General features: G+C 40.6%; 7 protein-coding genes. 1 reads left to right on the top strand and 6 read right to left on the bottom strand.

Going from position 1 to position 13,504, the window contains the following annotated elements; genetic code table 11:
- Positions 1-3: 3 nt before the first annotated feature.
- The 6 genes from Q4534_RS16060 to Q4534_RS16035 all read right to left on the bottom strand — a co-directional run bounded on the left by Q4534_RS16060 (position 4) and on the right by Q4534_RS16035 (position 11,738).
- Positions 4-1,830 carry an FAD-dependent oxidoreductase gene (locus Q4534_RS16060; RefSeq protein WP_303614163.1) on the bottom strand — a complete coding sequence of 609 codons (1,827 nt, stop codon included), beginning with the start codon at positions 1,828-1,830 and terminating at the stop codon, positions 4-6.
- Positions 1,831-1,841: 11 nt separating this feature from the next.
- Complete coding sequence (locus Q4534_RS16055) at positions 1,842-2,924, bottom strand: hypothetical protein (protein ID WP_303614162.1); 1,083 nt, start codon at positions 2,922-2,924, stop codon at positions 1,842-1,844.
- A gap of 38 nt (positions 2,925-2,962) precedes the next feature.
- Positions 2,963-5,452: a hypothetical protein gene (locus Q4534_RS16050; RefSeq protein WP_303614161.1), complete on the bottom strand. Its 2,490-nt coding sequence runs from the start codon at positions 5,450-5,452 to the stop codon at positions 2,963-2,965.
- A 27-nt stretch (positions 5,453-5,479) separates the two neighbouring features.
- Positions 5,480-6,874 carry a sulfatase-like hydrolase/transferase gene (locus Q4534_RS16045; RefSeq protein ID WP_303614160.1) on the bottom strand — a complete coding sequence of 465 codons (1,395 nt, stop codon included), beginning with the start codon at positions 6,872-6,874 and terminating at the stop codon, positions 5,480-5,482.
- A 112-nt stretch (positions 6,875-6,986) separates the two neighbouring features.
- Positions 6,987-8,675, bottom strand: coding sequence for a RagB/SusD family nutrient uptake outer membrane protein (locus tag Q4534_RS16040; RefSeq protein ID WP_303614159.1), 1,689 nt, complete (start codon positions 8,673-8,675; stop codon positions 6,987-6,989).
- Between the two features lie 12 nt (positions 8,676-8,687).
- Complete coding sequence (locus Q4534_RS16035) at positions 8,688-11,738, bottom strand: TonB-dependent receptor (RefSeq protein WP_303614158.1); 3,051 nt, start codon at positions 11,736-11,738, stop codon at positions 8,688-8,690.
- 271 nt (positions 11,739-12,009) lie between these two features.
- Here Q4534_RS16035 and Q4534_RS16030 point away from each other — a divergent pair, with 271 nt between their 5' ends.
- On the top strand, positions 12,010-13,023 hold the full coding sequence (locus Q4534_RS16030) for a LacI family DNA-binding transcriptional regulator (protein WP_303614157.1): 1,014 nt from the start codon (positions 12,010-12,012) through the stop codon (positions 13,021-13,023).
- Positions 13,024-13,504 lie beyond the last annotated feature (481 nt).

The following is a 13,504-nucleotide window of genomic DNA, read 5'->3' as shown; positions in this document are numbered from 1 at the left end:
GACTTACTTATTGGGCAATGTCGGATAGGTATAAATATTTAAAGGAGATTCGATAATGCCCATGTATTCTTCCAGGTGCCTGGTATACACTTCCCTTGGGCTGGCATTGTTTCTTTTGGCTACATAAGCTGCATAACCTACGGCCTCACCCATCATTCCACAGGTTCGCATCACTCGAGTACTACCAAATGCTACGTGTGTTGTACTGATATTTCTTCCGGCCATGTACAAATTATCAATGTTTCTTGAATACAAGCAGCGGTAAGGAATGGTGTAAGGTTTAACTCTAATATGTTTGGTCGCAGCAAAAAACTCTTCGCCTTCAAAATATTTGCTATTTTTCGCATCCGGAAAATGTAGGTCAATCGTCCATGTAGCTGTTACACTTCCATCCGGATACATCACTCCATCTTGAATGTCCATCTGGGTCAATACATGGTCACCCATCAATCTCCTTGATTCTCTTTTTCCTCCAATATAAGACACCCAAGCCAACTCATTGTTTTTGTACTTGTCGGCTTTCTCTTTTTTCAGGTAAGACCAGTTGCCGTAAATCGCACGAAGGTTATGATCTCTAATTTGCTCCGCTTCATAAATGGTATTGAAGTTACCAAACCCTGTTTCCCACTGCCAATCGGCCTTATGGTCATCTATATGGTACTCGTCTGAAAACTGAAGGGCCCAAGGTGTTTCCGGAAAATCAGAAGGATAATCCTTCTCAAGGGAGGCCCATAAATTAGAGGTTCCTAAAGTAAAATCATCTGCGGTTTCAGCGGCCAGTGATTCTCCGGTTTCCTCTTTACTTTCACGTCCCATTCTATATTCTGCCCCTGCAAGGAATCCCAAGGTACCATCTCCTGTACAGTCGGAGAAATAGGTGCCTTCAAACCGGTATTCTTGATTGGTAGCAATGTCACGACCGATCACCGCTTTGATGCTATTCCCATCCATTTCCACTTCATAGACATGGGTATTGAGGTGAAGAGAGATATTGGGCTCAGCCCTTACAATTTCAAGCTTTCTGTCATCTCCATATCTTTTGTCATCAGGATTTCCATTGCCCGGATCACCATTGTCCAATTCTCTGACAATTCTCCCTAATTTAGGGTAATGGTTGACATCCACTCTTCCCATTAGGTGTACCCTGATTTCAGAGCTATTGTTTCCTCCTAATACAGGCCTATTTTGAACCAAAGCTACCTTTAAACCCATTCTGGCCGCAGAAATTGAAGCTGTCGTTCCTGCAATACCACCACCAACAACTACCAGATCAAATTTTCCCATCTCCTCAGGTCCATCGGTCAATCCCAACAATTCCTTACGAAGAGACAAGAGCTTTTTGTTGTCATTGGTAGGCTTGTCTGACTTGGAGGTAGAGAAATAAATGGCGTCAAACCTTCCGTTAAAACCGGAAAGATCCTTGGCTGTTAAAGAATTCTCTCCTTGCTTCATTTCTACTTCCCCTGCATAATACCAGTCCCAATCAACAATCCCACTTTGACCAAAAACCTGATCGATCTCTCTCTCATTAATAGCCAATTTAAAAGCGCCGGGTCCTGTAGGATACGGAGCCCAGTCTTTGGTCCTAACCCACATATGGTAAGTTCCTCCTTTTTGGAAATTCACTTTAGTGCTGGCATCCTCCACCACACGCCCCATTCCATGTGCCATAAGGTAAGAACTGTATAAAACATCAAAGGACTGCTGATCAATCACCCAGCCCCCAGTATTTTCAAATGATTCTGCTTCTACAAGCACCCTGTCTTGGGCTTGTAAATTGAATTGGGTAAAGGCCAGCAGGAGGCCATAAATCCATAGTATACGTTTCATTTCAGGTTTATTTATTTAGTGTTCAATTGTTTTTTAATTCTTTTATCCAATTTTTCTTGATTGAGCAACAATTCTTTCAACCCATCTTCCCAAATACCATCCTTTATATAGTCTAAAAGCTTGTGCTGTTGTGATTTGCTAAGGTTTAACTGGTTTTTTAATACGGAATAAATCATTTTTTGCTGAGCCGGATTGCCTTCCTTCATCCCTTCCAACAATTTACTTTGTATATCTGGGTACAAATTCAAAGTGTTGAATTTATCAAGTATCTTCATTTGTAATCTATATGGGCTTTTCTCCATGGTCTCCCAAAGCCAAATCTGCCGTTCTAAAGAGGAGAAAATCTCTACAGGAAGTACCTTAATTAAGTAGGAACCCAAAAAAATATTGTCTCCAAGCAATACATCAAGCATTGCTGTGGATACTGTATCATCCTTATAGAGATTTTTATCAATTACCTTTTCAATGGCCCAATATTGATAAGGATAATGGCCACTTTCAAGAAATTGTATCAACAATGCTTTTGAATATAGGCCCTCTGTATGGACCTTAATCTTCTCTACCATTTCTCCATGGGCTAAATGCCATAGCGTATAACAAGAATAAACAGCCCCGTCAATAACTTCATTTTTTATCGTTTTGAGAGTAGCTCCAGTCACAGCATCCACCCCATTTGCAGCTACAGTTTGTGTGCTTCCCACCAACTCTTCTATTTTATATTCCTTGAGAAGCGACCTTTCATTGCTAAGAATCTCCTGCAACTTTTCATGGTCTTCATCATCAAAGGGTATATGGTCCAATTTGGTTAGCAATTCCCCTTCCGGTACTTCATATTTTTGATAATTTCCCAAGAGGTCCCAATAGAAATCGATATAAACCGGATAACATTCATTGGTATGACAAACAGGTGTGAAAATTTCTGCCATATATCCCTCTGCCTGTCCAAGCTCATCTTCAAGCAAATACATGTCATAGCGCAAAGAATCTGTTTGCAAACTTTCAATCAAAGTCTTCTTAACAGGCTTTTCACGCTCATGTAATCCTACAAGGCTTATCGTAACAATCAACAGGATTAAACCTCTAGTCAAATTCATTAAATATTATTCAAGTTTAGTTGTTTTCCTTTTATCTATTATTTATAAGTAAATTGTGCACTTGCTTTACAATCTTTGTCACCAACCAATCTTACCCACCTGGCTTCAATTCCTTCAGGAAATTGTTCCACATGTGTTTCGCCTACAGGTACGGTTACCTCTTTGTAATCCATCCAAGGTCCATGACCTATTGGCTCCATTTGAATTGTAAATGTAATGGCCTCCTTGGCATCATGACGCAGCTCTAGTGTACGCTTGTCATAAAATGCAAACAAGTAGGGGTCGGATGGTTCGCCGGCTTTGATATCAGAATTTGCCCACGGTCCGCCTTTACCCACAGGTTTACCTAACTGCCACAAGTCATCTATTGCTCCTGTCCAAACAGCTACTTCGCCATCGTCAGACACCACTATATGTTCATTAGAACTAGCAGCTTCCGGATCAACACCTGTTAGCAGCAACATCCCTCTATAGGAAGCATAATCATTGATTTTCAATTGATGGGAAGCCACAGGTCTGATTTTAGCGTATCCATCTGCATTTTCAGCAGGCAGTTCATAAAAAGTACCATGGCAATTGAACAAATCTCTTTCAGTAGCCACTTCCCTGTCAATTCTAAGGTTACCGGCTAAGGAAGGTTCTGTGTACCTGTCATCTCCCTTAGGTAAACGCCACCTTCTCCCTTTGTCATCAATGATCAAAACTGAAGCTTCGTCCACTTCAAATACATTTTTAGGAATCTGGAAATTTTCATTGATAAACTGCTGGGTAGTGGGATCATCCACTTTTACCAATTGGAATTTATCGTCCATTTCATAATAGCCAATATCGGTGGGCTGACCATCTTGGTAGGATTTGGCAACCAAACCTAACTTTCTGCGGTCATCTCCCAGCCCATACAAAAATCCTCCGGTAAAATCATTCTTTTCTATAGTATTGACCCCTTCGAAAATCCCTGTTTGCATTACTTTCCTATCATCAGGGTTGGAAAAAGCCATATGGGCAGTAACTGTGGTATTTTGCTTGGCTGTCAAGCGTATCCATTCTCCTTTGGTGGTCTCGTCAAAATAAAGCCTGGCACTTTCTCCGGCTTCAATCTCTTGCTCTTTAAGCATTTCCCAGTTGCCATCTCCTTTAGCATCCACTTCAATGACAAAACTCACTTTGGTTTTTCCCTCATTGTTAATCCAAAGATTTCTGTTTTCCCAACCGGCAAATAACATGGGATCAGAGGGAGTATTTGCCTTCACCTCTTCATTCAGCCACAGGGCACCATTGGCTGTATTTGGACCTAGTGCATCAGGCAAATCCATGTCTCCAAACCAAAGGTTAGAATTGGATTGTCCGGGGCCCTGTATATTCCCTTTGGCGCTTCTTTTATTTAAAAACTCCTTATTGGCAGAATCATCGGTTCCGAATACCAACCCATCTTTCCAACGGGTAAAATCTCCAATCACTTTCAGGTAAGCCGATCTCGGCCTAATTCCCGCAGTATTACCCTCTTGAAAATTTTCGGGAAATCTCCAAAACATACCATGCATGGTCATCAGGTAATCCGGTTCACCTTCTTTTCCAACATTTCGAATTCTTGGCCACTCGGTATTCCATCCATGGGCTCCATCATAACTGTGACTGGCTTTTGGCAAGCGATAAAAAGACCAACCCTTTTCAGCATCCCTAGCAGCAAGAATTACTGACTTATGATCCCAACCTGTAGCCCAAATTGGATCTGTTGCCGGGTTTTCATTGCCATAGATGCCTCCGGGACCGGTAACTTCTACAAATTGATTCCTTCTAACAAGTTTCCAATCCTTGCCATCCCATTCAGAAAGCGAACCTGCTTCTATGTCAAATTGCTTTTGAGCCAAACCTCCTGACTCGCCATTGTTCGAATAAACTGTCACGCCTTGACCTGAATAATACCCCTTGCCATGGGCACCCTTTAAAAGACTTCCGGCAGGGTTGGCATCAGTGTCATTCTTTTTTTTGTTGGTTACATTTCCATCTTCATAGAACTGTTTAACAGAAAGGTCATGCACATCCACTTCATAAAAGCCTTCTTCCATACTGGCATAGTAGATTTTATTGGCCGGGTCTGTCAGGTGTCTGGCATTCCCGGTATGCCTACCCGGCATAGCTGTATAAGGGATGGTCCTTACTTCTCCATTTTTTCCTATTGCATAAGGACCTATGAACAATTGCTCCGTTTCTTTGTGAATCATACGATTGGCCGGAGTGCCGCCTATACTCTCAGGCCGGATGTTCATATTCAGGTTTTGATCTATCTCATAAAGTTTATCAGAGGAGCCAAATGGCAAATGAGGCCCATATGTGATTACCCAAAGCTTATCCGCCCAAGGGACCACAGCGCCTGTTCCACATTCCCCTTCATTGTTATAATAAGCTAAATGTGGGTAAATACCACTTATGGATCGATGTTTATCGGTGCTTTCGGCTTCTTCTTGTTGACAAGCCGAAGTAGCCAATATTATTAGCGATAATAAATACAGAAATCTATTTTTTTTCATTTCAACTATTTTGATTCTGAAGTTAAATTACTTTTTTAACACCTTATTTATATGTGCTTCAATAAGTTCTTTGGCTGCAACTACTTTTGCTTGTATACCCGGTGAACCGATCAGGTTATTTTCTTCCAATGGGTCCTTTTTTTGATCATAAAACTCTTGAAAAATAACTGTTTCCAAGCTACTGTTTTCAAAGGTTTCAATATAACGAAATTCTTTGTTGATTACTGTTAAATTCGGCAAAGCTCCGCCATAAGTACCTAACCCTTCGTATACAAAAGATTTCCTCCAATCTACAGGTTCTTTCTTTAAAAGTGGAAATAGGCTTTCACCGTGTAAATTTTCCGGTAACTGAATGCCTGCCAATTCCATTATAGTTGGAGCAATATCAATATTGACTACCAAATGATCTAAATCCGTTGGTTTTAAATCAGGGCCAATTACAAAAAGGGGAACTTGAGTGGATGGTTGATAGGGCAATACTTTACTTGTAAAGCCATGTTCACCTAACATCCAACCATTGTCACTCATAAAAAACACATAGGTATTCTCATTCAAACCAAGCTCTTCTATTGTTTTAAACAGCAAGCTGAGATAATCATCCATTTCTGTAATTACTGAATAATAATCCAAGGTATGTTTTTGAATAGCCAGGCTATCCGGATACCCATATGCTTTTGCTTGGCTACGGTTTCTTACAGATTTAAGGTATTCCGGCTTTCCTGAAAGATCATCTAGGCGGCTTTTGGCAACAGGCATTTCCGAAACCCGGTATTTTCTTTTGGTCTCCTTTCGGGCATCCCAAATTAAATCTCCATTCATATGTGGCAATTGGGTATTGTGGAAAAGGAAAAATGGCGTTTCTTTTTTAGCTGCATGCTTAATAAAATCCACTGCCCGTTCAGCACAATAAAGGTCGCAGTGTCTCTCTACCTTCTTTATGTCACCCTCATCATTTATGGTTCTGCCATAATAGGTGCCATTGCCTTTAAAGAAAACAGAAAAATCAAACCCCAAGGTTTTAGGCTCTTTTCCAAGATGCCATTTACCCGACATTCCTGTATGGTACCCTGCTTCTCTCAAATATTCGGCGACCGTTAATTCTCCTTCATTTAAATCACTCCCAAGCTCCAATACCCCGTTGGCACTGCCATATCTTCCAGTTAATAGGGCTGCTCTACTGGGGCTACACAAGGAAAACACCACATTGGCCTGATTGAATCGAACAGCTTTTGCTGCCATGTGATCTAACATTGGGGTGATGATATGTCGGTTTCCATTAGCCCCTAGCCCATCAAATCTCAAATCATCTGCATATATAAAGATGATATTTGGTTTTTTGTCATTGGTCTCGGATTGGGCAATACCAAAATAAGGGAGCAATACTATGGCACCTACCATTAAAAGATGTATAGATTTTATCATAAAACTGGTTTTCATCTATCCGCCAAAAATCCCTCTTAAAATGAATTTAGCCTTTGTTAATGATCCGGTCGGGAAACCTACATTCACCCGACCGGAATTCAATTTATTCTGTTTAGTAACCCGGATTTTGTTCCAAGTTACTATTGATCAAGATCTCTTTTGAAGGGATAGGCCAAAGGTATTGTTTGGGTGCCTCAAATTGTCTGATGGCAAGTCGTTTCACCAAGCCGGCTTCATACATTGGAGACAAGTCTGCCACGCCATCTTCATCAATCTCAGGTGTCATCGGGAAAAACCATAGGTCTTGATCGATCACTTTATCCTTCAATTCTGCTACGTCCAGCATGCCATAAACATCTCTATTGAGCACTTTTTCAGCAATTTTCCATCGAATGATGTCACTGTACCTGACACCTTCAAAACCAAATTCCATTCTTCTTTCAGTTCTAAGTATTGTTCTTAAAGCTGCTTGATCGGTGGTGGTAATCTCCGGGTATTGGGTTACCTCTCCCTTGTCCACACCATAAGCCCTAGCACGGACTGCGTTCATGGCATCATGCACACTTGCATCTATCTCTCCCAATTCAATTTTTGCCTCAGCATACATCAACAATACATCTGCATAGCGCATTAATATTTCATCATTTTCTGCTTGATAATTCAATAACCAATCTTCATCTACTCCTTTCTTCCTGAGCAAACCATTGAATGAAGCAAAAGCAGCAACAGATCGTGTGTCATTATTGGTTTGGTAGCTTCCGGTATTGAAATTCATCACCTGTGTGGAATCCGGATGCGGCTGATACGTGAAATTCAAATGCCGTGATTGAAAAGGTACAATAGTAGCAGCGCACCTTGGATCCCTATTTTCAAAAGGGTTTCTGGGATCATATAAAGGGGATTCATCTATAGGCAAGCCATCTGTACATAAGTAAGCATGAAACAGGTCCCAAGAAGGGGCAAAAGCGCCACCCCAGCCTCCAACATTCCTAGGCAGGTAATTTCTTACACTCCAGGTTACATTCAGCGATCGAGACCTTGGCATGGCAAAAATTACTTCACTCGGATTTCTTGTACTTGTAAGAAACAATTCCTCATAATCGGGATACAATTCATGAACACCCAGGTCCATGCAGGCTTTTGCTGCATCCCTAGCTATGGCAAAATCACCCATCTGCAAGGCGAATCTCGCCTTCATGGCATAAGCTGCACCTTTAGTGGCCAATTTATTTTCTGAAGAACCATAAGATTCGGGAAGCATACTAGCTGCAATATCAAAATCCTGATAGACCGCTTCCTTTACTGTATTTTTGTCTGTCCTTCCCATAGTGAAAGCCTCTTCCAAACTTAAAATATCTGTAGAGTAAATGACATCCCCAAAGTAAAAGACTAGCTCTCCATACTTAGCAGCCCTCACAAAATGCGCATTCCCCATGTACTTGTCAATGGTGGCTTGAGGAACTGTTCCTTGGATTTTGTCCATGTTTAACAATAAAGTGTTAGACCGCGCTATAACTTTATAGGTATTGGCCCAAAGAGTATTTAAGGTCCCCCACTCTCCATTTATTGTAGCATTGGTCACAGGGGTCAAGGCTTCCCTGTTGGTAAAGTCATCCGTCCAGCTATCTTCATAGCCTTGCCAAAATACACTTCTAAATATATCGTTAACTGACATTTCAACTTCTGTGGCATTGGAATACCAGGCTTCACTCGAACCTTCTGATAAAGGATTCAGGTCTAGATCAGCACAGCCAACCATTCCTACCAAAAGTGTGGAATATAATATTGATTTTAATTTCATGGTAAAGTTGGTTTAAAATTGAACAGAAACACCCATTAGAAAAGAAGAAGTAATCGGATAACCTGTGGTTGAAACCTCCGGATCCCATCCTGCAGGGTAATTATCAAGCGTTAACAAATCTGTTGCATTGCCATAAACCCTAATATTTTGCATGCCCAATCTTTCTGCAATGGTGGTAGGTAGGGTATATCCCAAGGAGATATTTTTTAACCTGAAATAGGCACCATTGATCATCCAGAAATCCGACATGGCATAGTTATTTGAACGGCTATTTCGGGTAAGTCTGGGATAACTTACACTTTCATTTTCTGCCAAAGTATTGTAAGTACTCCAGTAATTACCATCTAGAATTTGAGGCACAGACCCCCAGTTTTCATAGATCGGTTCCACCATCAATCCTGACAAGCGGCTATTTTGTTTTCCCACTCCTTGAATCACAAGACCGAAATCAAAGTTTCTAAAATCCAACTGTATATTACCTCCATACAATAACCTTGGCATGCTACCTCCCAACAAGGTCCTGTCATATTCCGGACTAATTTTCCCATCTGGTTCTCCATTCGGACCGCTGATGTCCAGGTATTTTACATCTCCCGGCCCTACATTGGCATTCATTACCGGAGAATTGTCCACCTCTTCTTGCGTTTGGTACAAACCCTGGGAAACATAACCATACCATTCATCGAATTCTGACCCTTCTTTCCTAACTTGACTTCCTAAGAATTGGATCCCACCGAGATCCCCCATCACTGATTTGAAATCAGAAAGGTTGAAACTCACACTGTATCCCAACTCATTGATATCATCCGCCCAGCCAAGGTCAAATTCCCAGCCTTTGGTGTTCATTTTACCTGTGTTTTGGTCAGGGTTATCAAAACCGATATAATCAGGAATCTCTAATGGCAAGAGCATATCACTGGTAGTCTTTTCAAAATACTCAGCTGAAAGTCGCAAGCGATAGTTCAGAAAGTTAGCATCAAAGCCTATATTATAGGAAGAAGTCTTTTCCCAAGAAATGTCAGGAATGGCATATTGCCACTGAGCAGAGGACTGGGAAGAAACCACATTGGAACCTTGGTGGAACAGCACATTACTAAAACCAATGGTTGACTGGTAAGGGTAATTACCAATTCGTTCATTACCTAAGGTACCATAAGAACCTCTCAACTTAAGAAAGGAGATGGACTCATGGCCTTTTAAAAAGTCTTCTTCAGACAATACCCAACCTGCTGAGAAGGATGGGAAGGAACCCCAGCGATAATCGCTGGCAAAGCGGGAAGAGGCATCATATCTCAAATTTCCCTGGAGAAAATATTTGCTGTCATAATTGTAAGAAAACCTCCCAAACCAAGAGTTATAGGCATTTTCATAAGCATTCCCTCCATTGTCTCTATATTCCAATGGCCCCAAGTTCAAGTAGGGGTAATTGTCTAATAAAAACTGATCTCTGGAGGCAGAGAGGTTTTCATAAAAAGCCTGAAAACTTTCGTTTCCCGCCAAGACATTCAAAGTATGCTTACCAAATACTTTGTCATAATTTAAGAGCAACTGGGTAGTTAACTGGTAATTGTCATTTCTGCTTTCACTTAATTGAGTGGAGTTGGCCCACTGAAGATTCCCCAAAACCACTGTAGGATCATCCCAAGCGGTGTAGCTCACTTTTTTCTGAAAATTTTTCCCCTTGTTGAAACCAAAATTAGGGGAAGCGATGGCAGATATTTTTAAACCTTTGGCAATTTCATAATTTAACCCTAATCGACCACCAACTTGGTTTTCCCAATTTTGCCGAGAACCGCCATATTTTAACTGGCCGTAAATGTTAGCTCCGGTTTTCCCTTCAGCAACCCTGCCATCTTGCCATTCTGCTGCATAAACCGGTGCTGAGATATTCATCATATAGATAGGGTCCATACTTGGCTGATTAAGAATCTCTCTCCTAAGAAAAATATCTGCTGTAAAGCCAAGTTTCTTAGTGATATTTCCATCCGTATTTACCCTGGCAGTAAATCTTTCAAAGGTCCTTCCTTCATACAAAGCATCAAATTTGTCATAAACAAAGGAGGCTTTGGTGCGGATAGCATCTGTTCCACCCGAAATATCCAATGAATGTCGTTGTCTGGGCGCACTTTTCTTCAGAATCAAGCCAACCCAATCTGTATTGGGGTACAAATCCGGATTGGAGGCATTCAACTCCATATAGTTGTCAACCATATCCTTGGGGTATAAGGGATACTCGTTGCCATCATTTCCGTTGTCATTCCATCTCAATTCATTTACCATCTCCATATACCGTGTTACATTCACATATTCCGGAATTCTGGTAGGTACTTCTGTACCATATTCGAAATTATAATTCAGACTCAACTCACCCTTTTTGGCCCTTTTTGTCGTTACCAAAATCACACCGGCAGCGGCCCTTGATCCATAAATAGACGCTGAAGCTGCATCTTTTAGCACTGAAATATTTTCAATATCATTGGGATTGATATGGTCTATACTGTTTACAGGAACTCCATCCATAATGATCAAAGGATTACTATCTCCAATGGTAGTAATTCCTCGAATTCGGATATTGGCAGAAGAGCCGGGTGCACTGTTACTACGGGTTACCATTACGCCGGAAACCTGACCTTGTAGAGCTTGAGATACAGTGGCTGTTCTTCTATTGGCCAGGTCTCGACCACCTACAGTAGCTACAGCACCGGTTAAGTCAGATTTTTTCTGTGTACCATAACCAACTACCACCACTTCTCCAAGATCAGAGATCTCAGATTCAAGCTTGACATTAATATTGTCTTGGTTTCCTACAGTGACTTCCTGATTTTTGAAGCCTAGAAAGGAGAAAACGAGTACAGATTGCGCGTTTGGCACACTCAATTTGTAGTTGCCATCAATATCCGTCACAGTTCCTTGACTGGTTCCTTTCACCAGGATACTTACTCCGGGTACGGGTAAATCCGAATCATCTGTGACAGTACCTTTTACTTGCACGGATTGTGCATAAGATTCCCCGAAACCTAACAATAGAGCTAGGCATAGGAATAAAAGTAGTTTTTTTTTCATTTTGGGTTTATTTTAAGTTAACATACCGAAGCAGCATGACCACAGGGGTAAAAATTAAATTCTAAACTACGGATATTTTTCAATCATTATAATAGTTTATTTAATGATTTTAAATTTTTTATACTGCAAACGTTTCCGATAACGTTATCATTTAGGAAATGAGCAATAAAAGCTTACTTTTATTAAAAAATAGTAAATTGGCTTTTACCCAGAATTAGTATTATTAAATAGTTAGTTTATTTTTACAGTTTACAATCAAGCCCAAATTTTTATGTCAAAACCCATTACCATAAAAGATATTGCCAAAAAATTAAATGTATCCGTTGCCACGGTATCAAGAGCTTTAAGAGGTTCCACTGAAATAAAGAAAGAAACCAAAATGGCTGTTCTTGAGATGGCCAAAGAAATGGACTATCATCCTAACCTCCTTGCAAGTAGCCTTAGCAGCAAAAAATCCAAGATTATAGGTGTAGTGGTCCCAACAATCAACCGTTACTTCTGGTCCAATTCCATTTCAGGAATTGAAAACATTGCCTATAAAAAAGGCTATAAAGTGATGATTTTTCAATCAGGAGAATCCTTTACCAAGGAAGCCGAAATTGTAGAAACACTAGCCAATAGCAAAGTAGATGGAATTATCATAGCTTTCTCTAAAGAAACAAAGGATTTTATTCATGTTCAGGATGTTATTAATAGAGGAATTCCGGTGGTAATGTTGGAAAGGGCTTGCAAAAAATTAACCGCATCCAAAGTCCGTACAGACGATAAAAACGGTGCCTATACCATCACAAAACATTTAATTAGTAAAGGAAGAAAAAATATTGCGTATATCTGTGGCCCATTGTCCTTGGATGTATGTCGGGATAGGCAAAAAGGTTTTCAAGATGCTTTGAAAGAAGCCGCACTTCCATATAGGGAAGAGTTTGTTGTGGAAGTAGAAGATTTCAGATTTGACCAAGCCGGCAGGGCATTGGAAAAACTATGGGGTTTGCAAATAAAACCAGACGGTATCCTTTGTTTTGCCGATATTCTGGCCATTGGCACTATTCATGCGGCGGAAAATCTAGGGATAAAAATACCTGATCAGCTATCTATTGCAGGTTTTGGAGATGATGAAACCAGCCGCTTTATACGGCCTGCCATCACAACTATGTCCCAACCTTCTTTTGAAATGGGAGAATTGGCTGCTCAAATCATTTTGGAGGAGATCCAACTTTTGGGAGAGCCCCACCCAATTCGGTCTGAAATCATTAAGCCACAGATTATTATTAGGGAGAGTACCTAAGATATATATATTGCGTTAAGTTTATTTATCTCGCTAAGGGGCTCAGACGTTAAGAAAATAGAATTCTCGCTAAGACGCTGAGACGCAAAGGTTGAATTGCACCTTATTTTGAATACTTATGCCTTTGATCAGTTATTTTAAGGTTTTATTTTATTTAAAGAGTAAAAAAATTTCTTTGCGACTTTGCGCCTCTGCGTGAAATTCATTTCCTGAATACGAATACGTCCTATTGGTTTGCTCGCTAAGGCGCTGAGACGCTAAGGTGGTAGGGGCACTTCTTTGAATACTTGCGCTTTTAACCAGTTATTTTAGGGCTAAATTTTATTTAAAGAGTAAAAAAAATTCTTTGCGACTTTGCGGCTTTGCGTGAAATTCATTTCCTGAATACGAATTTGTCCTATTTATTTGCTCGCTAAGGCGCTGAGACGCTAAGGTGGTAGGGGCACTTCTTTGAATACTTGCGCTTTTAACCAGTTATTTT

It is taken from the genome of Cyclobacterium sp. 1_MG-2023, from assembly GCF_030546805.1.
Taxonomy (GTDB): domain Bacteria; phylum Bacteroidota; class Bacteroidia; order Cytophagales; family Cyclobacteriaceae; genus Cyclobacterium.
The sequence above is the reverse complement of the archived record's forward strand: the minus strand, read 5'-3'. Positions and strand labels throughout refer to the sequence as shown.

Excerpts from the sequence above, each read along its gene's own strand:
- Q4534_RS16035 (WP_303614158.1), bottom strand. The coding sequence starts at position 11,738 with ATGAAAAAAAAACTACTTTTATTCCTATGCCTAGCTCTATTGTTAGGT.
- Q4534_RS16045 (WP_303614160.1), bottom strand. The coding sequence starts at position 6,874 with ATGATAAAATCTATACATCTTTTAATGGTAGGTGCCATAGTATTGCTC.
- Q4534_RS16040 (WP_303614159.1), bottom strand. The coding sequence starts at position 8,675 with ATGAAATTAAAATCAATATTATATTCCACACTTTTGGTAGGAATGGTT.
- Q4534_RS16050 (WP_303614161.1), bottom strand. The coding sequence starts at position 5,452 with ATGAAAAAAAATAGATTTCTGTATTTATTATCGCTAATAATATTGGCT.
- Q4534_RS16030 (WP_303614157.1), top strand. The coding sequence starts at position 12,010 with ATGTCAAAACCCATTACCATAAAAGATATTGCCAAAAAATTAAATGTA.
- Q4534_RS16055 (WP_303614162.1), bottom strand. The coding sequence starts at position 2,924 with ATGAATTTGACTAGAGGTTTAATCCTGTTGATTGTTACGATAAGCCTT.
- Q4534_RS16060 (WP_303614163.1), bottom strand. The coding sequence starts at position 1,830 with ATGAAACGTATACTATGGATTTATGGCCTCCTGCTGGCCTTTACCCAA.